The sequence below is a fragment of the Corynebacterium sp. 21KM1197 genome (assembly GCF_033783015.1).
GTDB lineage: Bacteria > Actinomycetota > Actinomycetes > Mycobacteriales > Mycobacteriaceae > Corynebacterium.
This window is the reverse complement of the sequence record NZ_CP123907.1, coordinates 2,068,812-2,093,605: the sequence shown is the minus strand read 5'-3', so window position 1 is coordinate 2,093,605 and position 24,794 is coordinate 2,068,812. Positions and strand designations below refer to the sequence as shown.

Below are 24,794 nucleotides of genomic sequence, written 5' to 3'. Positions count from 1 at the left end.
AGGGGATTCCTTATCTATCTTGGCGGCAGAAAACTTTAACGGCACACAGTCTACTGAGCACGCGGGATGGCGGGAAGGCTCGGTGTTCGAACAAACGGCGCGGGCGGGGGTAGGCGGAAAAATCGTTGCCCGATTTTCCGGTGTCGGGCGCGGTAAGACGGTAAAATCGGGCGCGTCATAGCTGTTTGTGCGCGGGTGAAAATAATCCGCTCCGCCAGAAAGGTTTTCCATGACGCAACCTCGTTCTTTCCTGCTCACCGCCATCAATCGCGCCTTTGAGGGGGTGGACGAGGAACCCTGGGCGGCCGAACGGGGCCTGCGCCACCTGAACATCGCGGATCAAGAACAGCCCACGGTGGCGGCGGTGCTGGCCACCGAGCCGCTTGCCCAGGGGCCCGCTCTGCTGCGCGGCACGGGCAATCACCTCTTTGACGCGCAGGTGGCCGCTGCGCTGGGCGTGCCCGTGGTGGCGCTTATCGACGCCCCCGCGACCCACATCGACCTCGCCGTGGCCCAGATGGAGGAGGCCGGGGCCGTGGTGGCGCGGACCATCACCGCAGGCGAGTTGGCGGAATTGGCCGAGGTAACCGCCGAGGCGGAGCCCTACATGTCCGCCGAGGTCTTTGAGTCCTGGCTGCTTGGCAAGGCCGCCGAGCACAAGGCGCACATCGTGCTGCCCGAGGGTGACGATGACCGTATTCTGCGCGCCGCCCACGCGCTCCTGGCCCGTGAGGTGGTGCGGCTCACCGTGCTGGGCAAGCCGGAGGAGATCGCCTCCCGCGCGGCGGAACTGGGACTGGACCTCCAGGGTGCGGAGATCGTGGATCATGAGACGGACCCGCGCGCGGAGGACTTTGCCCAGGAGTTCGCGCAGTTGCGCAAGGCCAAGGGTGTGACGGTGGAGCAGGCGCGCGAGACCATGCGCGACATTTCCTACTTTGCCACGATGATGGTGCACACCGGCCAGGCCGATGGCATGGTCTCCGGCGCGGCGCATACCACCGCGCACACCATCAAGCCGGCGTTCCAGATCATCAAGACGGCCCCCGAGGCCTCCGTGGTCTCCTCCATCTTCCTCATGGTCATGCCCGGGCGGCTGTGGGCCTTTGGCGATTGCGCCGTGAACCCCAACCCCACCGCCGAGCAACTGGGCGAGATCGCGGTGGTCTCCGCCAAGACGGCCGCCCAGTTTGGTATCGACCCCCGCGTGGCGGTGCTTTCCTATTCCACCGGCACCTCCGGCAGCGGCCCGGACGTGGAGCGCGCCGTGGCGGCCACCGAGCACGCCCGTACCTCCGCGCCACACCTCAAGGTGGACGGCCCGCTGCAATTCGACGCCGCCGTGGACGCCGCCGTGGCGGCCAAGAAGATGCCGGACTCCCCGGTGGCGGGCCAGACCAACGTGTTCATCTTCCCCGACCTTGAGGCCGGCAATATCGCCTACAAGACGGCGCAGCGCACCGCCAACGCCCTGGCCGTGGGCCCGATCTTGCAGGGCCTGAACAAGCCCATCAACGACCTTTCGCGCGGTGCCACCGTGGCGGACATCGTGAACACGGTGGCCATCACCGCGATCCAGGCGGGAGGAAAGTAATGTCCTTTGCGCTCGTATTGAACTCCGGTTCCTCCTCCATCAAGTTCCAGCTGGTGGATCCCACCAATGACGCTACCGAGGCCCCCTTTGTCAGCGGCCTGGTGGAACAGATCGGGGAGCCCTCCGGGAAGATCATCCTCAAGCACCAGGGCACCGCGCACGAGGTGGAGGAGGAGATCCCCGATCACTCCACCGGCCTCAAGCGCGTGTTTGCGCTCATGGAGGAGCACGGCTGTGGCCCGAATCAGGTGGACGTGGTGGCCGTGGGGCACCGCGTGGTGCACGGCGGCATCCTCTTTTCCGCCCCGGAACTGATCAACGATGAGATCGTGGAGATGATCCGCGACCTCATTCCCCTGGCCCCGCTGCACAACCCCGCCAACGTGGATGGAATCGAGGTGGCCCGCGCCCTGCTGCCGGATATTCCCCACGTGGCGGTGTTTGATACCGGCTTCTTCCATACCCTTCCGCCCGCCGCCGCGCTCTACGCCATTAATAAGGACGTGGCCCTGGATAATGGCGTGCGCCGCTACGGCTTCCACGGCACCAGCCACGAATACGTCTCCCAGCAGGTGCCCGCGCTTTTGGGGTTGCCCGCCGAGGCCGTCAATCAGATCACCCTGCACCTGGGCAACGGGGCCTCGGCCGCCGCGATCAAGGGCGGCCAGGCGGTGGATACCTCGATGGGCCTGACCCCCCTGGCGGGCCTGGCGATGGGCACCCGCTCCGGTGATATTGATCCCGGCATCGTGTTCCACCTGCACCGGCAGGCGGGAATGAGCATTGATGAGATTGATCGGCTGCTGAACAAGCAGTCCGGTGTGAAGGGGCTTTCCGGCGTCAATGACTTCCGCGCCCTGCGCCAGATGATCGAGGACGAGGACGAGGACGCCTGGCTGGCCTATAACATCTATATTCATCAACTGCGCAGGTACATTGGCTCCTACATGATCGCGCTCGGGCGTGTGAACGCGATTACCTTCACCGCCGGGGTGGGAGAGAACGATGCCGCCGTGCGGGCCGATGCCCTGGCGGGCCTGGAAACCTACGGGATCAAGGTGGACCCGGAGCGCAACGCCCAGCGCGGGGAGGGTGCGCGCGAGATCTCCACGGACGATTCCGCGATCAAGGTCTTTGTGGTGCCCACCAACGAGGAACTGGCTATCGCCCGGTACGCGGTGGCCTTTGCCTAGTGTGAGCTAAGGGTGAGGGGCGCGCGGTGTGGCGGGAGGGAGGGCGTCGATAAGCAAAGGCGGCGCTAAGGCGTTATCCTAGGCGGGCAAACTATCCCCCACCCAGGAGCCTCCCCGTGGCAGAGATTCCGTACACCCCGCAACCCTCCCCGCACCTGGCGGCCCCCGGCATGGGCACCATGCACTCGGACGCGCAATCCTCCGACGCCACCCCGCTGCCCGGCCCCGGTGCGCGGCCCTGGCAGGTATCCACCGTGGACCTTGGCGGTGCCTGCCCCACCGTGCTGTGCGGCAGCGACGGCCTAGTACAGGTGCTGGTCACCCAGCGCATCGGCTCCGGGCTGACGTTCCTGCGCCCCAAGGTGGTGGTGCTCGATCCCGCCTCCGGCGCGGTGCTGGGGGAACTGGAAATCGCCAAGGGTGCGCTGCTCGGCGGGGTGTATGCCTTCCTAGACGCGGAGGATCGCATGGTGCTGGTGGACGGCACTAACACCCTGCTGCGCATCGCGCACGACGCCACCGGCGGCACCCTGTGGGTGGATGAACGCCTTGACCTGGGGCGCTTCCTCCACCGCCGCGAGGGCGATCAGGTGGTGGGCCTGGTGCCGGACTGGCAGGGCCGCGTGTGGGTGGCCTCCGGGCAGGGCCAGGTGGCGGTGGTGGACGAGGCCACGCGCACGGTTCATGCGCTGAGCCTGGGCGAGGGCGAGCGCATTGATAATTCCATCTCCGCCGCCCCCGAGGGCGTGAGCGTGATTACCTCCCGCGCGATCTACCTGCTCGACGCCGCCCCCGGCCAGGCCCCCGAGGTGCGGTGGCGCAGGGAGTATGACGCGGGCTCCGCCCGCAAACCCGGCCAGCTTTCCTGGGGCTCGGGAGCCTCGCCCACGTTCTTTGGCCCCAACGGCAGCGATTACGTCATGCTCAGCGATAACGCCGACGAGCAGGAAAAGATCATCGTCTACCGCACCGATACCGGCGAGCAGGTGGGCGAGGCCGGGGTATTCCAACCGGGCACCTCCGGCACCGAGAACTCCATGATTGGCGTGGGCTCCACCATCATCGGCGCCTCCACCTACGGCTATCCCTACCCGCGCTACCCGGAAAACGCCGGGGACTCCGTGCCCAAGAACGCTCCCTTCGCGCCGGGCCTGGAGCGCTGGGACGTCACCGACACCGGCCTGGTGAACGTGTGGAAGCGCGATGACCTCTACTCCTCCGCCGTGCCGCGCCTCTCCTGCCCGGACGGCCTGGTGTATACCTGCGAGCGACGCCCCGGAGCGCTCGGCAACGGCGTGCGGATTCATGCCGTGGCTATCGACGCCGCCACCGGCGACACCCTCTACGAGCAGCAACTTCCCGGGCTCATCACGCTCTTTGGCGTGGATACTTTGCAGATGGTGGGCACGATCAGCCCCGGCGGGGTGTGGTGGCAGGGCACCATCGGCGGTGTGGTGCGGATCGCGGCGGAATAGGCATGGCCGGTGCGGGAATCGGCACGGCAGGAATCGGTGGAGTAGGAGAAGAAACGGAATGGATAGACGGAACTTTTTGAAGATCGGTGCCCTCGCCGTGGCCGTGGGGGCAGTCAAGGTGGTGCCGAGCGTGGGAGCCGGTGCGGGCATGGGGCCAGCGGTGGCTGCGGCCACGGAAGGAGCAGGTGGGCTGCGGCTCGACTTAGCCGCCGAACCCACCTCCGAGGGCGGGGTGCTCACCCTCCTGCGCGTGCACAACGGCACCGATAGCGCCGTGGAGCAGGGCACGGAACTGCACCTGGTGGCGCGCTCCCTCGATGAGGCGGGCCTTGTGGGCGGGGCCTCGGCCTGGGAGCCCTCGGACGCTTTGGCCTCCTCCACCCAGCCAGGCGAGGGGCGCTGGGCGATCGCGCTCCCGGAGGCCGTGGCACCGGGTGAGGCGGCGGAGGTGCCGCTGACCTGGACTTACGCTGGTGGTTCTGGGCTGGGAAGTAGCGGTACGACGGGCCGGGTGCAGGTATTTGCCAGCCTGGTGGTGGAGAGCGATCCCTACCATGAGGTGCAATCCCCCGAGGTGCTGGTGGAGGTGTGATTAGGGGGTGATTTCCGGCCACTCGGAGGTGAGGTACGCCTCTATTGCGCGGTTGCGGAAGGCGTAAGGCTTACCCCGTGTAATAATGCCGCGGACTTTCTCAAGCCGCCGTGCGGCCGTTCCTAATTTTGTGGCCGGACTTATTCCGGCTGCGTCTGCGATAGCGCTCAACGTCCGTTCTGCGGGGTCTAACTCTCCCATTATTTCGACGACTAATCGCTCCTGCTCGGGGAGACGATCAAGAATGTTCGCCACGTGCGATTCCGCCTCGTCGCGGACGGTTTGCCACCCCGCTAGCACGTCCTCGCGCGTGATGGTATCGGTATTACCGGCACGCCAGGCGGAATTACCAGCGAGTTGGAAAAGGAATGGCTCTCCCTTGCTGAGGTCGATGATCGCATCGCGAGCGTCCTGATCCATGTACACATGCTTTATGCCGCCTTCTTCATCACTTATCTCCCAGCCCTGATTGACAAGGGGAGCGAGGGCTTGTTCCATTTCCGTGGTGGTGACTGAGCTGAGATACGTGGTTTTGAAACGACGAGCGAACGTCGCTCTCTGGCGGGTGCGTGCCATGTGCTCAAAATCTGGGAGACCGGAAAGATACACCGCGATGGGAAGGAATCGAGTAATTTCACGATCTCCCGGAGCTATGACCGTTACTTCCTTGGTTAGGGCATCGCCCAAGGAGATAAGTAACTGCGAGAGGATTGCCTCATCGGTGATGTTCTGGATCTCGTCGATACAGATGAGCACCACAACTTTTGCCTTGATGGCGGCGCGCCCGATCTCCACCAAGAGGTCGGTGAGCGCGACGTAGGGTTCTTCCCCCTCGGGCTGGGCGAGAGATACGGAAACGCCGAGCGCGGCGATGCTACGCACGCGATCAAGGAGCGCTGCCAAGCCTTTTTCCGTGCTGGTGGAAAGTCCCGCCTGATCCGCGATTGCGAGCAGGGCCTTGGCCACCCTCTTCAGAGCGTCGGTGGCGGGAGGGATACGGAGTTGATCGGTAACCCAGTCGCCTTGTTCCTTTGCTTCCCTGGATATGAGATTGACGAGGGAAGATTTCCCCACGCCTGGCTCCCCGAGAATGGTTCGGCTCCGCTCGTACACACCGGCGATGCGGCTGGGGCGCACGATGCGGGTCCAATCGTTGATCTCCTGATCGCGGCCGACCCAGATCTGGGGGATCACGTCTGATCCTGGGCTGAACGGTGAGTCGATGACGCCTCTCATGCTTGTTAAACTTAACAGAGATTTGAAGCGTTGTTAAAATTAACAAGCGTCTGCCATGCGAGCCTGGGAGTGCCCTCCCCTAAAACCATGTCACCGGCCGCACCTGGTTCGCCATGTCCACCAGGTCGTAGCGGTGCCGGGGGAAGGGGGCGTTGCGGGCCTGGCGGCGCAGGGCGTCGGCAAGCGCGTAGCGCAATCCGCGCTGGGTAAAGGGGTAATCGAGCAGCGCGTTGGGGGAGGCCGCCTGATCCAGGCCGGAGTCCCGGAGGAACTTCAGCCCGGAGGAGAAGATGGCGGTCTTGATCTGGAGGAAGCGCGGCTCGTTGGTGGGGATCTCCTCCAGGCGGCGTGCGGCGCGGCGGATTCGGGATTCGGTGAGGTTCTTGGAGATCAGTTGCAGGATATTGGTCAGTTGCGCCATGCGGTGATGGCGGGAGGCCTGCGGCACCTTGTCCAGGGCCTGAATGGCCAGTTCCAGTTGGTTTTCCGCCATGAGTTGGCGGGCCAGGCCAAAGGCGGAGGAGACGGTGGCGGGGTTGGTCACCCATACCAGGCTGTAGAGGCGGATGGCGTGGAAGCGCAGCACTAGGGGATCGTGGGTGAGGTGCGTCCAGTCGCGGTCGATGCGGGTGAAAAAGTCCTTGGCCAGTTCCTCAAAGTTCGGCCCGGAGGTGGTGATGGTGTGAGCGGCGTCCTCGGGCAGGAGGGTCTGCTCGGTGTAGCCGAGGTCCTGGAGGATTAACTCGTCCACGGCGGCTAGGGCGAGTTTGGGGGCGGCCTCGCCGGGTAGGATCCGCAGTACGTTATAAAAGTGCCGCTGGGCCTGCTGGTAATCCTCCATGAGCAGGTAGGTGGTGGCGGAGTACCACTGATAGCGCCAGTCATGCCCCAGGCGGTATTCCAGGGAACCCAGCCAGGAGCGCGCCTGGCCGGTAAAACCCAGGTCAAGCATGGCGCGCACCACTCCGAAGGGGATTTCCGCGGACTTCTCATACTCCGGGGTATTCATGGCCTGGTGTAGGGTTTCCAGGGCCTCCTCCGGCTCGGTGTAGGAGAAACCGGAGAGCATACCGGCGCCCACGTCGTTGCGATCCACCAGGGGCACGGGCAGGGCCTGCATGACCTCGCCGGAGGTAATGCGCACGGTGCGGTCGATGCCGTCGATAAGCTGATCGGTGCGGAACACCAGGTGCTTGGTGCCAAAGGTGCGGCGCTGAGGGGAGAAGAGGGAGTGCTGCGCGGGGAACTGGCGGCCGTCGCGCAGCGCGATGACCTCGCGCAGCACGCCGTAGAGCTGGCTGCGCAGGGCGGAGAGGCTGGTGAAGCGCTCCTCCGGGTTGGGGTTGGTGGCGCGCGTGAGCAGCCGGTAGAAGCTCAAGTAGCGGCGCAGCAGCGGCTCGTCGGTGGGGGAGGGGATACCGGGGTCGAGCGCGCCGTCGGTGGTGGGCATGGTGATGGTGAGCGCGGCGAGGGTGCGGCCCACCGTGTAAATATCGCTGGCGATGCTGGGGCCCTGGGTGGGCACCTCCGGTGCCTGGTAGCCGCGTGTGCCGTAAATGTAGCCGTAGGCCCCGATGCCGGACACCGCGCCGAGGTCGATGAGTTTGACCTGATCCTCGGTGGCGATGATGTTTTCCGGCTTGAGATCGTTGTACACCACCCCGCGCGAGTGGAGGTATTCCAGGGCCGGAAGAATCTCCAGGATATAGGCGATGGCGACGTCGATGGGTAGGTTCCCGCCGGGATAGGTGCGCATGCGATCGCGCAGGCTGGGGCCGCTGACGTATTCCATCACGATGAAGCCGCCGGGCACGCGGGGATCGTCGATGAAGTTAAAGATCTTCACGATGCCGGGGTGGGTAATATCCGCCAGGAACTCGCGCTCCGCCACGGCGGCGCCGGCGTCGTGCACCTCCTTTTCCGCCTGCATGCCCTTGAGCACCACCAGGCGCTCGGAGACGTTGCGATCCTCCGCCAGATAGATCCAGCCCATGCCCCCGTGCGCGATGACCCCCAGCACCTCGTACTGATCCGCCACGATGTCACCGGGGGAGAGCTGCGGGGGAGAAACCTTCTTGCCCGTGGGATCTTGCAGGGCCTGCTCGGGGGGAAGCAGGTTGATAAACGGCAGGGTGACCATGCCGCCCGCCACGGTGCGGTCGGTGCGACGCTCGGCGCGGCGGCGTCGGAACGTGCTCAGTGCTTCCCGACGCGCCCGCTCCGAGGTATCCATGCGGGCCGTGGCGGCGTCGCGTAGCGAACCCATGTCGCTGAGCAGGGCGGCGATGTCGCCCACCTCCTCGGCGTCCGTATCCTCCTCGTCGGCAAAGGGGTCGAAGGGAACGGCGGCGGTGGCCGGGGCGTCCTCCTCGTCCGCGAAAGGATCAAAGGGAACGGCCTCCGTGGCGGGGCCCTCGGCATCGTCCTCCGCGTAGAGGTGGGCCTCATCATCGCGGGGAATGTCCTCCCGGGGTGCGTCCTCGTGGGGCTCGTGGGGAGCGGCCTCGGGGGTGTCCTCATTCTTGTGCATGGGTCTCCTCCTCCGAGCGATAGTGCGGGGGTGGCGGGCCGGAACTATTTAGGTAGGGGCCGAACCAGCGGTTATACATGTCCCACCAGGTGCCGTCGGTGCGAATCCGCTCCAGGGTGGAGTTCACCTGGCGCACCAGGCCGGGGTTGCCGCCCTCCTCCGGCAGGGCCATCGCCACCCCGTAGTCCTCCTGGGAGAGCGCCGGGCCCACGATCTGCGTGAACTGATCCTGCGCGGCGATGCCGGAGAGCAGCACGTCATCGGCCAAAATGGCCTCCGTTTGGTGCTGTTGCAGGGCCACGAGGCAATCGGACCAACTGCGGGTTTTCACGATGGAGGAAGCGGGGGCCTGCGCGCGGGCCTCCGCGAGCCCGGTGGAACCATCGGCCACGCACACCGTGCGCCCACCAAGATCCTCGGTGGAGGTGATGTCCGTGCTGTTGCTCACCAGCAGGCGCTTGTGGGTGGAAAGGTACGGGGCGGAAAAGGCCACCGTCTCCTGGCGCTCCGGGGTAATGCTCATGGTGCGGATTACCGCGTCCACCGCGCCCTTGTTCAGGGAATCCAGGCTCCCGGCGGACTCCATGAAGCGGAACTCCACCTTGTGCGGATCGCCAAAAATATCGCGGGCGATTTCGCGGGCCAGATCCACCTCGAAGCCGCGCACGTCGCCATAGCGGGGATCGCGGTAACTAATGCGATACAGGGATTGATCCACCCCCACGATGAGCCTGCCGCGCTCGATGATCTCGGGCACTCGCTCCTCGGGCTTGGCGGAATCGGGGCGCAACGACCCCTCCGCGTCCTCCTCGGGCGCGGAGCGGTGCTCGGTGGTGGCGGCGCGCTCGCCGGGGCGTTCCACCACGGCACCGGCGGGCAGGGGCGGGCCGAAGTTCAGGGCCGCCGCGGCGGCCTCGGTGGCCTCCGCGTGCTCCTGGGGGCTATTGCGCATGGCGCGTTCGGCCAGGGGGGAGGAACAGGCGGAAAGCCCCAGCGCCAGGCCGGTGAGGGAGGCGAGGAGAGCCAACCGCCGGTGACCTACGCCCCCCGTGGCGCGGTGAGCGCGGTGGGCGAGGGAACGGCGGCGCTGCCGGTGCCGTTGCGGGGAGCGCGAAGTGCGCGAAAGACTCGGAATCGGCGGAATCATAGGTACTCCTGCAAGCGAGGGCGCATGCCCAGCACCACCGCCACGATGGAACTCAGCGAGAGCAGCAGCACGGACATGGAAACCAACGCCGTGGCGGAAAGACCATCGCGGATAAAGGAACGCATGGTGGAGCGCGATTGGGAGATCAGATCGCCCAGAGAATCATCGAGGGCGGCAAAGGCACCCGCCGCCGTGGGGGACTCCTGGCCGTGGCTTGAGGTATCCGTGGTCAGCCGCAGGGCCTCGGTAAACTCCCCGGAGCGCAGCGTGCGCACCAGTTCCCCGTGGGCCTCCTCCCACTGGGCGAGCGCCGTGCGCGCCGCCGTCAGGGACTCCTGCGAGCGCTCCGGGGCGCGGGACTGCGCCCGCTCCACATCGTCCAGGGCGGAACTCAAGGCCTGCGTGGTCTCCTGGAAGGAGGAGGTCGTATCCTCGATGCTTTGGCGGCGCACCAGCGCCAGCGTCTCCGAGGTGCGGGCCTGCTGGGCCAGAATCCGCGAGGCGGTCAGCGAATCCCAGGGCAGGGCCGCCTGCTCGAAGCTGCGGTTTCCCGCCTGCCAGGTGGCAAAGTTGGAGCCGGATACCCACAGGATGGCCAGGCACATCATGGCGGTGGCGGCAAGGAACCCCTTGTTCAACCGCCGCCGCGTGATCCGCCACAGCCACCATTGGGCGATGAGCAGGAAGATCACGGCGGCCAAGAGGCCGGAAAGCGGCACCCACTGCGGGCGCATGGCCTGGTACTGCTGGGTGGACACGTTGTGGCTGGCGCGGTCAAAGATCGCGGAGGCATCCCGCAGAATCTCCTCGCGCATGAGCGCCGAGGCCTCCGCCATGTAGGACACACTCACCGGGTTACCCTGGCGATTATTGGCCCGCGAGGTTTCCACCAGCCCGGCGTACACCGGCAACTGCCGCTGCACCCGGGAGATCAGTTCCGCCGCCGTGGGGTCCTCATCACCAAACCCCGCCGACACCTCGGAGGCGGCATGGGAGGCCCGATCAAGGGCCTGATAATAGAGGCTCAGAGACTCCTCCGGCATGACCCCGGACTGCACCATGCCGGTGGTGGCCATCGTGTCCGCGAGCGAGAGCGAGGTATAGAGGTGGTGGGCGGCGGAACTGGTGGGCTCGGTGGTGTCCAGCATCTCCGTGAGGGACTGCTGCCGGGCCGCAGAGTAATCGCTCATGGAATACCCGGCGGCAAAAAGAGCCACGGCCAGGATGATGGTGAGAGTGACCATCTTGCCCGGCGTGGTGGAGATAAACCGCCAGATCACCCGCAGCCGGTACAGCGGGCCGGAGGAGGCGGAAACCCAGAGGGTTTTGAGGGAACTGCGGGGGGTGTCCTCCTGGTCATCCACCCGGTCGAGCCAGTGGTCCTCGGTGTCGTGGGGGAGCTCGGCGGCGTCGAAAAGCGGGGCCTTGCGCCTCCGTGAGGCCGCCCGCTCCCAGGGGCCGCGCAGCCGCTGGCGCAGGTGTCCCTTGGGGGAGTGTCCCTGATCACCAGTCATTTTTTTAGGATAACGCGCCAACCCACCTTATGGCTAGCACTAGGCTGGGAAAGCATGAGCGGAGACGGCAACGGATGGGCGGCAGGCCCCGGCGGCGGCACACTGTGGGGGAGATTCGGGGCCGCGGGCCTGCTCCTCGTGGCGCGCCGGGAAGGCACCGTGCTCATGCAGCACCGCGCGCCCTGGACGCACCACGGCGGAACCTGGGCGCTACCCGGCGGGGCGCGAGACTCCCAGGAGACGGCTACCGACGCCGCCCTGCGCGAGGCCCGCGAGGAAACCGCCATCGACGCCGCCCAGATCCGCGTGCTAGCGGAGCATCGCACCGCAGGCCCCTTTCCCGCCGACCCCGAACGCCCCGAACTCGCGGGACAGTGGACGTACACCACCGTGCTGGCGGAGACGGTGACGGGCGCGGCGGTGCCCTACGAACCCAACGAGGAATCCGTGGAACTGCGGTGGGTGCCCATCGAGGAGGTGGCGGATCTGGTGCTGCTCCCGGCCTTTGCGCGGGCGTGGCCGGGGCTGCGGCGATTGTTGGGCGGGGTGGTGCCTGCGGCGGAGGGTTCGCCTAGCGATGAATGATCGACGCGAGGGCTGGGAATACCGGCTGAGTGGAAAGCGCGTTTCGCTATTTCCACCGACTCGCTGTGCTGTTGTGGCCGTTGGACGGCGGCGCTGAGCGCTTCTAGCGCTTCGTCGGTTTCGGCCCACGCAGAAAGTGCGTCGTTATCAGTATGGGAAGTCATGGTTTCCTCTCTATCCCCGGATGATTTGAGAGCCATGAGAAGCAGCATATGTCATATCTATCCACAAAGCAGTGAGTGGCTTTCACCGCGCGGGTAGGCACACCTGTGGCACGCTTGTGGCGTGATTGAAGCAAAGGGACTGACAAAGAAATACGGCGGCACGCTCGCCGTGAACGACCTCAGCTTCTCCGTGCGCTCGGGAATGGTCACGGGCTTTCTGGGCCCCAATGGAGCCGGAAAGTCCACCACCATGCGCATGATTCTGGGGCTGGACAAGCCGAGCGCGGGCAGCGCCACGATCAACGGCACCCCCTATGCGGAATTGCGCGAGCCCCTGCGGCACGTGGGGGCGCTGCTGGACGCCAAGGCGGTGCACCCCAATCGCTCCGCAGCGCGGCACCTCCAATGGATCGCCACCACCAACGGTATTCCCCGCTCCCGTGTGGACGAGGTGCTGGGAATCGTGGGGCTAAGCGACGTCGCTAGTAAAAAGGCCGGGGGCTTCTCCCTGGGTATGGGGCAGCGCCTGGGCCTGGCGGCGGCGCTTTTGGGCGACCCGCACACGCTGGTGCTCGACGAGCCCGTCAATGGCCTCGACCCGGAGGGAATCCGGTGGGTGCGCAACTTCCTGCGGGCCTTTGCGGCCCAGGGGCGTAGCGTGCTGGTGAGTTCGCACCTGCTCTCTGAGATGGCGCTCACTGCGGATCACCTGGTGGTGATCGGCCAGGGGCGGCTGATCGCGGATACCCCCACGGCGGAGTTTGTCAAGCAACATTCCGCCACCTCGGCGCGGGTGCGCGCGGTGGTACCGGAAGAATTGGAGCGTTTGGCGAGCGCGTTGCGCGCGATGGGGAGGGATGCACAACCAGGTGTGGACGAGGAGAATCGCCCCGTGCTCACCGTGACGGGCACGACCACCGATGAACTGGGGCGCGTGGCCTTTGAGCAGGGCATTGCGCTGAGCGAACTGACGGAGCAGCGGGCCTCCCTGGAGGACGCCTTTATGGACATCACCGGCGGGGCCGTGCAGTACCGCACCGGGGGAGGAGAAAAGTAACCATGAGTTCCTTGTTGAATACGTATCGCGCGGAATACCTGAAACTGCGCAGCACGGCCTCCCTGTGGTGGACGAGCGCGGTGTTTTTGTTCCTGGGATTGATCGTTCCGGTGGGGTTTGGCGCGACCACCGCCGCCAATCCCACGGGAATGGAGGGATATGAGGCGATGGTCACCCCGGATCTTCTCCTCGGGGGACTCGTGGTTGCCTGCCTGCCCGTGGTGGTGGTTCAGGCGGCCATGACGGTGAGCACTGAGTATCGCTTTGGCGGACAGGCGCTTACCCTGCTGGCCACCCCGAGCCGGATCGTGGTGGCCGTGGCTAAGTGGCTGGCCTACGCGGTGCACATCGCGGTGCTCACCCTGCTGGTGGTGCTGGTGGCCTATGCGGTGGGCGGCGCGCTGATTCCGGGGCTGACTCCCACGAGCTTCTTTGAAGATGGCCACGCCCTGACCTTCCTGTGGACCACGCCCCTGAGCATGGTGCTGCTGACCACGCTCACGCAGGGCATTGCCCTGATGGTGCGCAACACGGCGGGGGCCGTGGTGCTGGTGCTGGCGTGGATGATGGTCCTGGAAGGGGCGGTGAGCATGCTCCCCAAGATCGGTGCCAAGGTGGCCGAGTACCTGCCCTTCCAGCACTTCCAGGCGTTCCTGGGGCAGATTCCTGCTGGGGACTGGGGAGTGATGCACAGTGGGCTGTACTTTGCGCTCTGGGCCGTGGGCATCTGGGGCCTGGGCTTTGCCTTGTTCGCCCGGCGGGACGCCTAGGACTGAGTGGAACTCGGGGCATGGACGCGGCATAGGAGCGGCTGAGCCTGACTATTTTTCCGGCGCGAGGTGCCCATCACGCAGTAATGTGATGGGCACCTCATTTCTATTGCTTGGCTGTGATTCGTTGAGCGCCTATCCCCGGTGGTGCGAGGCGGCACGGCGAACGCACCAAGCCGTACGAAAGGCCCCGCCTCATGCCCGCTGCACAGCAAGTAATCACGCGCCGCTCCGTGCTGATCGCGGCGGGGCTGATCTTTATCGGCTCGGCGGGGATTCAGACCTCCTCCGCGATCTCCGCCGGGCTCTTTGATTCCTACGGGCCCTTTGGCACCAGCGCCCTGCGCATGGTGATCGCGGCCCTGGTACTCCTCGTGTTGGTGCGGCCCCGGTTGCGGGGACGCGGCCGTGCCGAGTGGCTGGGGATTGCGGTGTATGGCGTGGCGATGGCGCTGATGAACCTCTGCCTTTATAGCGCCATCGAGCGCCTGCCCCTGGGCGTGGCGGTGACCCTGGACTTCCTCGGCCCGTGCGCGGTGGCGCTCATGGCCTCGCGCAGGCTGCGGGAGGGGCTGTGCGCGGTGGCCTCCCTGCTGGGCGTGGCGCTGATCTCGGTGGGGCCGTGGGGATACTTTGACGCGGTGGGCTACGCGGCCGGGCTGGGGGCGGCGTTCTTCTTCGGGCTGTACACGGTGTTTGCCAGCCGGGTGGGCAAGGCGGGCAGCGGGCTCGATGGTTTGGCGCTCTCGGTGACGGTGGCGGCGCTGCTCACGCTGCCGCTGGGGATGCCCCACGTGGGGGAGGTGAATGCCTCCGGGTGGGGGCTTTTGGGGCTCTCCGCGGTGATTGGGGTGGTGATTCCCTATTCGGTGGATACGCTGGCGGGGCGGATCACCTCGGCGCGGGTGATCGGCACGCTCTTTGCCATTGATCCCGCGATGGGTTCCCTGGTGGGGTGGCTCATGCTGGGGCAGACGATGAGCGCCGTGGCCCTCTGCGGGGTGTTCGTGGTGATGTTATCCGGGGCCCTGCTGGTGTGGCTCTCGGAGGAATAGTGCGGAGGCCTTAGTTATTGGCTGCCCACAGCCCCAGAATGAGTGCGGGAAGCGCGCAGTATGCGGCGAGGAGCACGGCCAGCGCGGCGGGGGCGCTCTTGCTGGCGTGATGAGCGCTGAGCCGGGCCGTGCGAAGCAGCGCGCGACGCAGCGCGGGAATGACCACCACGAGGGTGGTGCCCATGAGGTTGAAGATCACGTGGACGAAGGCCGCTTGCAGGGCAAAGGCCCCCAGGGGGCTGTGCGGGAGTGCGGCAAAGGCCAGCAGCACGCCCACGGTGGTGCCCACGTTGGCCCCAAGGATGAGAAAGAGTGCCTCGCGTTGCTTGAGCGAACGAGTGGCGGCAAAGGGCAGGAGGGAAATAATGATGACGGTGGAGGACTGAATCACCGCCGTGCCCAGGGCGCCGGTGGCCACCCCGGCCACGCCCGAGCCGCCCACGGTGCGTTCCAGGGCGCTGAGCGTGGTGGCGGCAAAGAGCGTGCGCAGGAGCGCGCGCATGGTGCGTAGCCCGAGGAGAATGAGCAGCGCGCCCAGCAGCGCGCAGGCGAGTCCGCTCACCGTGGGAAAGAGGCGGCCGAGTAGGCCCTGGGTTCCGATGGCCTCGATGAGGGGCGTGAAGGGGCCGATGATGGTGGGTTCGGAGCTGAGCCCGTGGTGTCCCTCGGGCAGGAAAAAGTTCGTCACCGCGTGGGAGAGTGCTTGCAGGGGGTGAAAGAGCAGTTCCAGGGGGAGGAACACCGCCACCATGAGAACGTTGAACCAGGCGTGGAGAAACGCCGCGCTCAGTGCCCGGTACCGAGCCCCGTTGCGGTGGCCATAGCTAAACGACGCCGCGAGGGCCGTGAGGGTGGTGCCGATATTGGCCCCCATGATGAGCGGAATTGCCACCGGCACGGAAATTGCCCCGGTGCCCACCGCGGCCACGGTGAGCGCGGTGGCTGCGGAGGAGGATTGCAGCAAGGCGGCGGCGAGGATTCCCAGAACAAGACCGATGAGGGGGTGGGTGGCGGAGGAGAAAACGCGCTGAGCGTAGCCCGAACTCATGCCGTAAATGCCGTCTACCACTAGGTACAGACCCAGGAAAAGAGAAAGGATGGCCGCTATGACCCCGGCGCAGCGGATGAGTTTGCCCGCGGTGGAAAGCATGATCATGTCCTCATGTGGGGCGATGTCCTTGGGGTTCATGTAGTGCTGGGTGCCCAGGATCGGTGTGGTCTGCGATACCACGCGGCACCTCCTGCTGTGTGGCCGCGTGCGCGGCGAGAAGTTTCCCCAGTGTTTTCTTATCAGTAACCTAGCATTCACCGAGGGCGGTGTGTAATCGCTTGGGCATAGAAAAAGTGCCCCGCCGGAGACGGGGCACTAAATCACAAGGGGGAGCGGCTTACCAGAAGCGCTGCACCGCATAGGTGCGCTTCTTTTCGTCCTGGGCCCAGCCCACGCCGATGATCTCGGCGTCCTTGTCCAGCACGTTGGCGCGGTGCCCGGGTGAGTCGATCCAATCCTGTACCACGTTCCCAGGCTTGGGCTGATAGCCGTAGTAGGCGATGTTCTCGGCGGTGCGGGTGTTCGGGTCGTGATCGAAGTTCTTGGTGTCGCGCATGGTCTCCGCCCACTCCTGGGACTCGGCGGTGAGGTGGTTATCGCAGTTCACCTTCTTCAGGCCGTTGGCGGTGCGGTAATCGTTGGTGGCGTTCACCACGCTGACCACGTGGGCGTCGGAGCAGTTAAAGGCCTGGGCCGCCTGTGCCGGAACGATCAAAACGGCGGTGGCCAGAGCGGCGGAGGAGAGGGTCTTAACGGTCTTGCGCAGGGAGAACATCGTGGGGGCCTTTCGGTTTGTCGCCTTGTTGCTTTGTTGAGCACCACACTATGGGCTGCACAATCCCCGCGCGACTTTCGTTCCTATGGTATGAGATTATAACTATTTCTCCCATAGGTAAAAATTATCGAAAAAAGCCCTGGTTGTTTGCTGTCGGAGGTGTGACCTCCCGGAAAAACGACGTTCTATGCCGGAGATTGTGTACATCGTACGTCTGGCGACCGCCGAAAAGCGGGGAGGTATGCCCTCTGACGTGTAGCCGAAGGTATATTTTAGTGATCCTGCCCACACTTTAAGGAGTCGGAAAATGCTATACCTTTTTCCGGTTAAGGTCTTGACTTTAGTCCTCTGACCTGGTGTTTATCGGTGGGACGTCTGAAGTGCTACGTCTGAACCTAATGTCAGACGTTTATCGTGGCTGGTTGCCGGGCAGATCGGATGTCTGCCCAACCCGTGATAGGTGCAGAATCACTGCAAAGCGGAGGTAAGCCGCATGACGTTATCCACGTATCGGCGCGCAAAACCGCGCTGATTCCACTGCTCAAGAGTCAGTTCCGTGGACACCGATTGGTAGGCCGCAGTGAGGTCGTTGAGTTGCTCGATGAGGTTTCCGCGCACCACCATGAGCGAGACTTCGTAGTTGAGCCCGAAGCTGCGCATATCCATGTTGGAGGAGCCAAGAACGGCGATGGGATCGCCGTCGGTGGCGTCCGGGTCCGCCAGGAGGAACTTGGTGTGCAGCACATAGGGGGCGGGGAACTGATAAATGCGCACGCCGGCCTCCAGGAGGGCCTGGTAATAGCTGGATTGGGCGTGGTGCACCATGAACTGATCGGCCTCCTCGGAGACCAGAAGTTCCACCCGTACCCCTCGGTAGCAGGCGGTGGTCACGGCGGAGAGCAGGGATTCATCGGGAATGAAGTACGGGCTGCACAGGATCAACCGTTCCTTGGCGTGGTGCACGATGGAGGTGAACATGCGCAGGTTGGGTTCCGTGGTGTAACCCGGCCCGGAGGGAAGCACCTGCGCCACGTTGGTGGACGAGGAGGACAGCGCGGAGAGCGGGGCCGGGTGTGTGGTGTTGCTCAGTTTGAGGTCCTCGCCGGATTCCAGATACCAGTCCACGGCAAAGATCATTTCCAGGGAGTCCACGATGGGCCCCTCTAGTTCCACCATCGCGTCGATCCACTGGCGGCCCTTCTTGATGTTCTTGGGCATGAGGTAGGAGCGTGCGATGGCGTTCATGGAGCCCATGAAGCCGATCCTGCCGTCCACCACCAGGATCTTGCGGTGGTTGCGCAGATCGGGGCGTCGGAAGCGGCCGTACCAGGGCTGGAGCGGAAGCATGAGCTGCCACTCCACCCCGATGGAATCCAGGCGGCGGCCGAGTTTGCGATAACCCGGGTACTTGTAGCTGCCGATCTGGTCAAAGAGCAGGCGCACCTGCACGCCGCGTGCCGCCGCGCGTTCCAGGGCGCGGAAGAATACATCGGTGGTGTCATCCCAGGCCATGATGTAAATCTCCACGTGTACGTGATCCTGGGCGGTATCCACGGCCTCGGCCATGCGGCGCAGAATATCGTCATAATCCGCGTGCAGCCCCACATTGACGGCGGGCAGGGCGGGGAAATTGGTCAGCGAGCGGTTGAGCCGCACCAGGGAGGCCACCTCGGAGGAGAGCGTGACGCTGGGAGGGTAATCAGGGGCGTCCTCCTGAATGTCCTCGATCATGGCGTTGGCCTCCTGCTGAATGCGGTGGCGGCGCCGATTGATGTAGGGGCTGCCCATGAGGAGGAACAGCGGCAGGCCCACCACGGGAAGAAGAAGAATGGCCAGCAGCCAGGCGGTGGAGGAACTGGGGCGGCGGCCCTCCGGGACGTAACCAATGGCGATGATCTTGATGGTGTAATCCACCAGGAGGCCAATGAGCTGCCAGGTATCCAGATTGAGGTTTAAGGAGAACACGGTGTATCGCTGGCTTTCTATCGCACGCTATCAAAATCGGGGGTGGCCGAACCATCGAGGTCATAGTCCACCACCACGGGGGCGTGATCGGAGGCCCCCTTACCGGAGCGCTCCTCCATGTCCACAAACCCGGCCGTGGTGGCCCGCGCCAGCGCGGGGCTGGCCAGCTGAAAATCGATCCTCATGCCCTCGTTCTTGCCAAAGCGCCCGGCGGTGTAATCCCAATAGGTATAGCGGGTGTCCTCGGTGAACTGCCGGGTGACCTCATTCAGCCCGGCCTCCTCTAGGGCTTGGAAGGCGGCGCGTTCGGGCTCGGTGATGTGGGTGCGGCCCTCGAACACGCTCATATCCCACACGTCCTCATCGCGGGGGGCGATGTTGAAGTCCCCCATGAGCAGCAGCCTGGCTTGGGGATCCTCGCGCAGGTGCGCGGCGACCTGATCGCGCAGCGTCCACAGCCAGCGCAATTTGTAGTCGTAGTGGCGATCCGCAATTTCCCGGCCATTGGGCACGTACAGGCTCCACACCCGCACCCCGCCGCAGGTGGCCCCCACCGCGCGGGCCTCGCGGGCCTGCTCTGCTGTGGGATCCTTGGCAAAGCCGGGCTGATCGGGGAAGTGGGTGGATACGTCCTCCAACCCCACCCGGGAGAGCAGGGCCACCCCGTTCCACTGGTGGTATCCCACGTGCGCCACCTGGTAGCCGATCTCCTCAAAGTGGGAGTAAGGGAACTTATCGTCGGAGCACTTGGTCTCCTGCACCGCGAGCACGTCTACCTCGTGGCGGAGTAAAAACTCCACCATGCGATCCGCGCGGGTGCGTGCCGAATTGACGTTCCAGGTGGCTATGCGCATGGCTACGAGGATAGCCGGTGGTGCGCGTAGCGATGTCGATGATGCTCTATAAATCCCTGCGCGGTGTAGAGGCCTACCCCGGCCGCGTTGGATTCGAGTACCTGGAGGTAGGCGGCCTGCGCGCCGTGGGCGTGGCCCCAGGCCAACATCTCCGCGCCCAGCCAGGTGGCTAAACCGCGGCGTCGATAAGCGGGGGCCACCTCCACGGCGGAGTAGCCCAGCCAGGTTCGGCCGTCCTGGGAGGAGGTGATGGTGCCCCGGGTTACGGCCACGGTATCGCCCTGTGTGGTGAGCAGGCGGCCAAAGCCCAGGGTGCCCTCGATTTCGGTGCTCAGCAGCCGCAGCGCGCGCTCCGGCAGCGGCGTGCCCCGGAAGTGGTACATGGCCAGCCAGTCCGCATCGGGCTGCGGGTCCACGCGGAACCTTAGCCCCGGCACGGGCTGCGTGGGTTCCGGTGCGGCATCAATCTGCCTGGTCATCACCAGGATCTCCGGGCCGCGCTCCCAGTCCGGGCCGGAGCACAGGGCCTCCGCCGGGCGGGCAAGGCGCTCGGGAAGGTGGATCACCACCGGCAGGCCGTGGGCGGCATAGAACTCCTTGATCTCCGCCAGGGGTACCGCGCTCAGCCCGGCGGAGGAGCCCAGGGGAGTGGCGGAATTGGAGCGCTCCGTGATGCCATCGCCCGCGCGCAGCAGCCATTGGCCGTTGCCGCTCCACCTATGCTCCAGACCGGGAAAGGCGGCGGCGGTGGCCTGCTCGATGGCGCGAATATCGGAGTTGAGCACGCGGCGCGGGGAGAGTTTGCGCACCACCTGCACCTGCTCGGCGGGGATCGTCACGCTGGGAGCCTGGGAGGGCAGGCCACCCACCTTTTGCGGGCGCACGGTGAGCGGATCGAGGGCGAGGACGTGCCCCACCACGTCGCTGAGGTGGCCGGGGGTATCCGGCAGCGCGCGGCGCACCACCACGCGGTCTCCCACCGCGATGGGCTGGCTGCGGAACCAGGTGCTCATGGTGTGCGGGGCTACTCGGCGGTGGGGGTGGTGCTGGGAACGGCGGTGCCTGCGGCGTTGGCAGCAGGGGCATCGGAAGCCGCGGAGTCGGAGGCGGGGACGTCATCGTGCCCAAAGGGGTCCGGGTCCACGCCCGGCATCCAGGTATTGCCGGCCTGGTTCCATTCGTGGGCCTTGATGGCCTTCTTGGCCTGGCGCTTGTATCGGCCGATGAGGGTATCGGTGTACACGTACCCGTCCAGGTGGCCCACCTCGTGTTGCAGGCAGCGGGCGAAAAAGCCGGTGCCTTCCACCTCCACGGGGTTGCCGTCCAGGTCCACGCCGGTGACCTTGGCCCAGTGGGCGCGCCCGGTGGGGAAGCCCTCGCCGGGCACGGAGAGGCAGCCCTCGTCATCGCTGCCGTCGTCGGCGGGCATGGTGGTGGGAATCTCGGAGGTTTCCAGCTCCGGGTTAATCACGTAGCCGCGGTGCCAGTGCCCCTCGTCATCGGGGCAGTTATATACGAAGAGTCGCAGCGGCAGGCCGATCTGATTGGCGGCCAGGCCCACGCCATGAGCCACCTCCATCGTCTCGAACATGTCCTCGATGAGGGCTTCCTGGTCGTGGTAGGGGGCGGGAACGGGCTGCGTGGGGTTATGCAGCACCGGGTCGCCGTAGATCACAATGGGGCGCACAGTCATGAAATACAGTGTAGGCATGGCTCTGAGTGACTTCGACGCCCGCCTGCTGGACTTTGCGCAGCGCGCGCCGCGTGCCCTGGGCGCGCGCGAGGAGGCGATCCGCGCGGAGCTGGGGATCAGCCCGGTGCGCTATTACCAGCGCCTCAATCTGCTTATCGACGCCCCGGAGGCCATGGCCGCGCACCCCGCGCTGGTGCGGCGGCTGGCGCTACTCCGGGAACGCCACGGGAAATTGTAATTTTTGATATGTAAAGTGGCTAGTGTGTCTGATGTGAATAAAGATCGAGAGAACTACGAGCCCTACGAGGACGCCTACGACGAGGATTACCCGGCCGATCCCGCAGCGGCCGGTGCCGCTGGCGCTGCTTACCCCGAGGACGCGCCCGAGGAACGCGGCGAGGGCAGCGGCATTCCCCTGCGCGGGCTCGCCATGGTGCTCGTGGCCGTGGCGATTTTGCTGGCCATCTGGGGTATCTGGGCGCTCGTGGGCGGCGAGGATAAGGACGGCGATTCCGCCGCCGAGACTTCTACGGCTGCCACCGCCCCCGCGCAGCAGCCCGCTGGTCAGGTTCCCCCCGGGCAGCCGGGCCAGGCAGGTCAGCAGCCCGCGGTGACCGGCGCTCCCCAGCAGATTCCGGCCACCCAGGCTCCCGCCCCGGCGGACGCCAACGGCGTGGTGGGGGATAGCCAGACGAACCCCTCCGCCCCCGCACAAGATCCCGCTCAGGCCGCCAGCCCCGCGCCGAGCGCCCCGGCGGAGAACCCCAGCGAGGGACAGAACGATAACCACAACGCCCAGGGGCAGGCGAACCAGGGCCAGAACGCTCAGGAGCAGAACGGGCGCGTGAACGTGCTCAATAACTCCACCGTGCAGGACCTGGCGGCCAATACCTCCCGCCAGCTGGAGGGCCAGGGCAATCAGATCGGTGAGGTGGGCAACCTCCCCGAGGAGCAGTACAAGGTGAATGAAACCACCGTGTTCTTCCATCCCGGCAGCGAGGACCGGGCGCGTCGTCTAGCCGAACAACTCGGTGGCGTGGCTCGCCCCTACGATCCCAACCTCCCCGCCACCACGGCGAGCCAGGGTGACCTCACGGTGGTGCTCGCTGGGGCTGTGGCGGCGCCCACCCGGTAGGATTCCTATAGATCCACCTCCCCAACCCCGAAATGGAGGCGAGCGAACGCTATGCCTGAGATCAAGTTCGAGCGCTCTCCGCGCCCCACGCTGGGCGTGGAATGGGAGGTGGCCCTCATCGACCCCGCCACCTACGACCTCGCGCACAAGGCCGCCGAGGTTATAGAGATCGTGGAACGCGAGCACCCCGAGGTGCACCTAGAGCGCGAGTTCCTGCAAAACACCGTGGAACTAGTCACCGGAGTGTGTGATACCGTTCCGCAGGCCGTGGCGGAACTCGCCCACGATCTTCACGCCGTGCGCGACGCCGCCGCCCAATTGGGACTGCGGGTGTGGTCCTCCGGCTCCCACCCCTTCTCCGACTTCCGGGAAAACCCCGTGTCCGTCAAGGGTTCCTATAACGAGATCATCGAGCGCACGCAGTACTGGGGTTCCCAAATGCTCATCTGGGGTATCCACGTGCACGTGGGCATCAGCCACGAGGACCGCGTGTGGCCGATCATCAATGCGATCATGACCAAGTACCCGCACCTTTTGGCGCTCACCGCCTCCTCCCCCGGCTGGGACGGCGTGGACACCGGGTACGCCTCCAACCGCACCATGCTCTACCAGCAACTTCCCACCGCAGGTATGCCCTACCAATTCGGCTCCTGGCGGGAATGGGAGGGATACATGCACGATCAGGGCATCTCCGGCGTGATCAATCACACCGGCTCCATGCACTTCGACGTCCGCCCCGCGCCCAAGTGGGGCACCATCGAGGTACGCATTTCCGACGCCACCTCCAATCTCCGCGAACTCTCCGCCGTGGTGGCCCTCACGCACTGCCTCGTGGTGCACTATGACCGCATGTACGAGCGCGGGGAGGAACTTCCCACCTTGCAGCCCTGGCACGTGGCCGAAAACAAGTGGCGCGCCGCGCGCTACGGGCTCGACGCCCTGGTGATTACCTCCCGCCAGACCGATGAGGCGTGGGTGCGCGATGAACTCCGCGCCCTGGTGACCGAACTCATGCCGCTGGCGGAGGAACTGGGCTGCGCCGAGGAACTGGCCCTGGTGGAGGGGATCCTTGACCGGGGTGCCGGGTACGCCCGGCAGCGCGCTCTCTACCAGGAGGCGGACTCCTGGGTGCCCGCAGTCAAGGCCGCCTGTGATGAATTAGAAGCGGGGCTATCCCTCCGGTAGGAGATAGGCGCGATTGCGGCTGGTGGGTGGGGCGGTGGCCTGGATCAGGCCGGAATCCACTAACCGGCTTAGGATCGGGCGCAGTGAGGCGAGACTGCGGCCCGTGGCCTTAGCGATATTCCTGCTGGACATGGGGGTGGTGGGGGAGAGGGACTTAAGAATCTCCCGTTTGGCCTCGCTGAGACGGTCCTCCGGCGTGGGGATACGGAAGTGATCGGGGCGCATCTCCGCAAGTAACCCGCGATCGCGGAGGCGGTGGAGGGCTTCCCGGAGATCGTCGCTATCCTGCCCTGTTTGGGTGCGCATGTCCGCGATACTGACCACTCCGAGTTCCCGAGCGAGCACGAGGGCAATGCCCTCTGTGGGGTGGTAGTCCTCCCCGAGGGCTCCACTCAACCATTCGTTCACGCTGGGCTCCATGAGACCGAATCGGCGCAGGGTTACCTTGACTTGGGCGATGTCTACGTCATATTCGGGGACAGGAAGCCCGGCTTCTCTCATGGCGGCAAACATACGGGGAATACCGGAACCATTACTTTCCGCGAGCACCCCACCGTTATCCGCAGGCGTGGGGATTGTCGCCAAAAGCCGAGCAAGGATGCGGTTCCGGGTCGCATGAATACCGTCCAGAAGATCTTTGGGGCTTTTGGCCCCAGGAAAACCGCCGGGGCTGATGATTTCCACGCGGTCAGGATAGATGTCCACGTGAATCCTCTGTGCTAGGGCCTGCTCGGAATAATCGCGGTGCATGACGGCATTGGCAAGGGCCTCGCGGAGTACATCTTCGGGAATTTCTAGGACGTCCTGGCCTTGAGAACCGGAAACCACGCGTCGCACACGCAGATTCTTTTTTATGGTTTGGAGGCAATCGTGCAGCATGGCCGGAATGTGACCATCGCACACTTTGCGGTCGAGGAAGCGTGTGTGCGCGGTGGTGCTTTTTGTATTCCCTGGGTGAACAGCTACATCGATGAGGTGATTCGGAAAGGCCTCCTGGGGGTAGATGCCCAGGCAGAGTAAACCGGCCATGGTCAATTCTCCGGTGGTATCGGTGATTTTGATGTATCGGAGCCACTGATTCTCGCTGCCATTGAGCGCCCGACTGCCGGTGGTGCGGAGATGCCTTTTCACCTCGTCGAGGAGGTCTGGGTCAAGATCTTCGGTGTTGGTGCCGGGAACGGGGTTGGCGTCGATGGTGAGTTGGTCCGAAAGACCGTTCATAAT

21 protein-coding genes and 1 pseudogene are annotated in these 24,794 nt (G+C 65.3%); 11 read left to right on the top strand and 11 right to left on the bottom strand.

The window, feature by feature from the left end; translation table 11 throughout:
• The first annotated feature begins 229 nt into the window (after positions 1 to 229).
• The 4 genes from pta (at position 230) to OLW90_RS10150 (ending at position 4,854) form a co-directional block, all read left to right on the top strand.
• Positions 230 to 1,594, top strand: coding sequence for a phosphate acetyltransferase (pta, locus tag OLW90_RS10165; RefSeq protein ID WP_319649975.1), 1,365 nt, complete (start codon positions 230 to 232; stop codon positions 1,592 to 1,594).
• Positions 1,594 to 2,787 (top strand): acetate kinase, encoded by a 1,194-nt coding sequence (locus OLW90_RS10160; RefSeq protein ID WP_319649974.1) that lies wholly within the window; start codon positions 1,594 to 1,596, stop codon positions 2,785 to 2,787. The genes pta and OLW90_RS10160 overlap by 1 nt, the downstream gene beginning before the upstream one ends.
• Before the next feature lie 116 nt (positions 2,788 to 2,903).
• Positions 2,904 to 4,262, top strand: coding sequence for a 6-pyruvoyl tetrahydrobiopterin synthase (locus OLW90_RS10155; protein WP_319649973.1), 1,359 nt, complete (start codon positions 2,904 to 2,906; stop codon positions 4,260 to 4,262).
• A 58-nt stretch (positions 4,263 to 4,320) separates the two neighbouring features.
• Positions 4,321 to 4,854 carry a hypothetical protein gene (locus OLW90_RS10150; RefSeq protein WP_319649972.1) on the top strand — a complete coding sequence of 178 codons (534 nt, stop codon included), beginning with the start codon at positions 4,321 to 4,323 and terminating at the stop codon, positions 4,852 to 4,854.
• Here OLW90_RS10150 and OLW90_RS10145 read toward each other — a convergent pair whose 3' ends face one another.
• The 4 genes from OLW90_RS10145 to OLW90_RS10130 form a co-directional block, all read right to left on the bottom strand.
• On the bottom strand, positions 4,855 to 6,048 hold the full coding sequence (locus OLW90_RS10145) for an ATP-binding protein (protein WP_319649971.1): 1,194 nt from the start codon (positions 6,046 to 6,048) through the stop codon (positions 4,855 to 4,857).
• A gap of 121 nt (positions 6,049 to 6,169) precedes the next feature.
• Positions 6,170 to 8,620 (bottom strand): serine/threonine protein kinase, encoded by a 2,451-nt coding sequence (locus OLW90_RS10140; protein WP_319649970.1) that lies wholly within the window; start codon positions 8,618 to 8,620, stop codon positions 6,170 to 6,172.
• Complete coding sequence (locus tag OLW90_RS10135) at positions 8,607 to 9,767, bottom strand: glutamate ABC transporter substrate-binding protein (protein WP_319649969.1); 1,161 nt, start codon at positions 9,765 to 9,767, stop codon at positions 8,607 to 8,609. Before OLW90_RS10135 ends, OLW90_RS10140 begins: the two co-directional genes overlap by 14 nt.
• Positions 9,764 to 11,281: a hypothetical protein gene (locus OLW90_RS10130; RefSeq protein ID WP_319649968.1), complete on the bottom strand. Its 1,518-nt coding sequence runs from the start codon at positions 11,279 to 11,281 to the stop codon at positions 9,764 to 9,766. Before OLW90_RS10130 ends, OLW90_RS10135 begins: the two co-directional genes overlap by 4 nt.
• Positions 11,282 to 11,335: 54 nt before the next feature.
• Between OLW90_RS10130 and OLW90_RS10125 the strand changes: the two genes are divergently transcribed.
• The 4 genes from OLW90_RS10125 (at position 11,336) to OLW90_RS10110 (ending at position 14,912) form a co-directional block, all read left to right on the top strand.
• A complete protein-coding gene (locus OLW90_RS10125; RefSeq protein ID WP_319649967.1) occupies positions 11,336 to 11,866 on the top strand; it encodes an NUDIX hydrolase in 531 nt (176 codons plus the stop codon).
• Positions 11,867 to 12,151: 285 nt separating this feature from the next.
• The gene (locus tag OLW90_RS10120) at positions 12,152 to 13,087 is read left to right on the top strand and encodes an ABC transporter ATP-binding protein (RefSeq protein ID WP_319649966.1); all 936 of its coding nucleotides are present in this window, start codon (positions 12,152 to 12,154) and stop codon (positions 13,085 to 13,087) included.
• A gap of 2 nt (positions 13,088 to 13,089) precedes the next feature.
• Entirely contained in the window at positions 13,090 to 13,857 is a 768-nt protein-coding gene (locus OLW90_RS10115) for a multidrug ABC transporter permease (RefSeq protein ID WP_319649965.1), read from the top strand.
• Between the two features lie 197 nt (positions 13,858 to 14,054).
• Complete coding sequence (locus OLW90_RS10110) at positions 14,055 to 14,912, top strand: EamA family transporter (protein ID WP_319649964.1); 858 nt, start codon at positions 14,055 to 14,057, stop codon at positions 14,910 to 14,912.
• Positions 14,913 to 14,922: 10 nt separating this feature from the next.
• On the opposite strand, the gene OLW90_RS10105 is transcribed toward OLW90_RS10110, so the two are convergent.
• The 6 genes and pseudogenes from OLW90_RS10105 to OLW90_RS10080 all read right to left on the bottom strand — a co-directional run.
• Positions 14,923 to 16,143, bottom strand: coding sequence for a Na/Pi symporter (locus tag OLW90_RS10105; RefSeq protein WP_319649963.1), 1,221 nt, complete (start codon positions 16,141 to 16,143; stop codon positions 14,923 to 14,925).
• Between the two features lie 157 nt (positions 16,144 to 16,300).
• A complete protein-coding gene (locus OLW90_RS10100) occupies positions 16,301 to 16,738 on the bottom strand; it encodes a CAP domain-containing protein (protein WP_319649962.1) in 438 nt (145 codons plus the stop codon).
• Positions 16,739 to 17,206: 468 nt separating this feature from the next.
• Positions 17,207 to 18,703 carry a cardiolipin synthase gene (gene cls, locus OLW90_RS10095; protein ID WP_319649961.1) on the bottom strand — a complete coding sequence of 499 codons (1,497 nt, stop codon included), beginning with the start codon at positions 18,701 to 18,703 and terminating at the stop codon, positions 17,207 to 17,209.
• A gap of 17 nt (positions 18,704 to 18,720) precedes the next feature.
• Positions 18,721 to 19,557, bottom strand: a complete 837-nt coding sequence (locus OLW90_RS10090; protein WP_319649960.1) for an exodeoxyribonuclease III — start codon at positions 19,555 to 19,557, stop codon at positions 18,721 to 18,723.
• 2 nt (positions 19,558 to 19,559) lie between these two features.
• Entirely contained in the window at positions 19,560 to 20,570 is a 1,011-nt protein-coding gene (locus tag OLW90_RS10085) for a GNAT family N-acetyltransferase (protein ID WP_319649959.1), read from the bottom strand.
• Positions 20,571 to 20,674: 104 nt separating this feature from the next.
• A pseudogene (locus tag OLW90_RS10080) lies at positions 20,675 to 21,250 on the bottom strand (peptide deformylase); the annotation flags it as partial.
• A 16-nt stretch (positions 21,251 to 21,266) separates the two neighbouring features.
• Between OLW90_RS10080 and OLW90_RS10075 the strand changes: the two are divergent.
• The 3 genes from OLW90_RS10075 to OLW90_RS10065 are packed head-to-tail and all read left to right on the top strand — an operon-like array spanning position 21,267 to position 23,570.
• Positions 21,267 to 21,488: a DUF3263 domain-containing protein gene (locus OLW90_RS10075; RefSeq protein WP_319649958.1), complete on the top strand. Its 222-nt coding sequence runs from the start codon at positions 21,267 to 21,269 to the stop codon at positions 21,486 to 21,488.
• A 33-nt stretch (positions 21,489 to 21,521) separates the two neighbouring features.
• Complete coding sequence (locus OLW90_RS10070) at positions 21,522 to 22,385, top strand: LytR C-terminal domain-containing protein (RefSeq protein ID WP_319649957.1); 864 nt, start codon at positions 21,522 to 21,524, stop codon at positions 22,383 to 22,385.
• Between the two features lie 51 nt (positions 22,386 to 22,436).
• Complete coding sequence (locus tag OLW90_RS10065; RefSeq protein WP_319649956.1) at positions 22,437 to 23,570, top strand: glutamate--cysteine ligase; 1,134 nt, start codon at positions 22,437 to 22,439, stop codon at positions 23,568 to 23,570.
• On the opposite strand, the gene OLW90_RS10060 is transcribed toward OLW90_RS10065, so the two are convergent.
• Positions 23,556 to 24,791: an ATP-binding protein gene (locus OLW90_RS10060; RefSeq protein WP_319649955.1), complete on the bottom strand. Its 1,236-nt coding sequence runs from the start codon at positions 24,789 to 24,791 to the stop codon at positions 23,556 to 23,558. The genes OLW90_RS10065 and OLW90_RS10060 overlap by 15 nt on opposite strands.
• Positions 24,792 to 24,794 lie beyond the last annotated feature (3 nt).

What these genes read in the sequence shown, in the direction of transcription:
- OLW90_RS10125 (WP_319649967.1), top strand. Translation starts at nt 11,336, where the DNA reads ATGAGCGGAGACGGCAACGGATGGGCGGCAGGCCCCGGCGGCGGCACA.
- OLW90_RS10100 (WP_319649962.1), bottom strand. Translation starts at nt 16,738, where the DNA reads ATGTTCTCCCTGCGCAAGACCGTTAAGACCCTCTCCTCCGCCGCTCTG.
- OLW90_RS10065 (WP_319649956.1), top strand. Translation starts at nt 22,437, where the DNA reads ATGCCTGAGATCAAGTTCGAGCGCTCTCCGCGCCCCACGCTGGGCGTG.
- OLW90_RS10140 (WP_319649970.1), bottom strand. Translation starts at nt 8,620, where the DNA reads ATGCACAAGAATGAGGACACCCCCGAGGCCGCTCCCCACGAGCCCCAC.
- OLW90_RS10150 (WP_319649972.1), top strand. Translation starts at nt 4,321, where the DNA reads ATGGATAGACGGAACTTTTTGAAGATCGGTGCCCTCGCCGTGGCCGTG.
- OLW90_RS10060 (WP_319649955.1), bottom strand. Translation starts at nt 24,791, where the DNA reads ATGAACGGTCTTTCGGACCAACTCACCATCGACGCCAACCCCGTTCCC.
- OLW90_RS10110 (WP_319649964.1), top strand. Translation starts at nt 14,055, where the DNA reads ATGCCCGCTGCACAGCAAGTAATCACGCGCCGCTCCGTGCTGATCGCG.
- OLW90_RS10085 (WP_319649959.1), bottom strand. Translation starts at nt 20,570, where the DNA reads ATGAGCACCTGGTTCCGCAGCCAGCCCATCGCGGTGGGAGACCGCGTG.
- pta (WP_319649975.1), top strand. Translation starts at nt 230, where the DNA reads ATGACGCAACCTCGTTCTTTCCTGCTCACCGCCATCAATCGCGCCTTT.
- OLW90_RS10090 (WP_319649960.1), bottom strand. Translation starts at nt 19,557, where the DNA reads ATGCGCATAGCCACCTGGAACGTCAATTCGGCACGCACCCGCGCGGAT.
- OLW90_RS10115 (WP_319649965.1), top strand. Translation starts at nt 13,090, where the DNA reads ATGAGTTCCTTGTTGAATACGTATCGCGCGGAATACCTGAAACTGCGC.
- OLW90_RS10135 (WP_319649969.1), bottom strand. Translation starts at nt 9,767, where the DNA reads ATGATTCCGCCGATTCCGAGTCTTTCGCGCACTTCGCGCTCCCCGCAA.
- OLW90_RS10160 (WP_319649974.1), top strand. Translation starts at nt 1,594, where the DNA reads ATGTCCTTTGCGCTCGTATTGAACTCCGGTTCCTCCTCCATCAAGTTC.
- OLW90_RS10130 (WP_319649968.1), bottom strand. Translation starts at nt 11,281, where the DNA reads ATGACTGGTGATCAGGGACACTCCCCCAAGGGACACCTGCGCCAGCGG.
- OLW90_RS10075 (WP_319649958.1), top strand. Translation starts at nt 21,267, where the DNA reads ATGGCTCTGAGTGACTTCGACGCCCGCCTGCTGGACTTTGCGCAGCGC.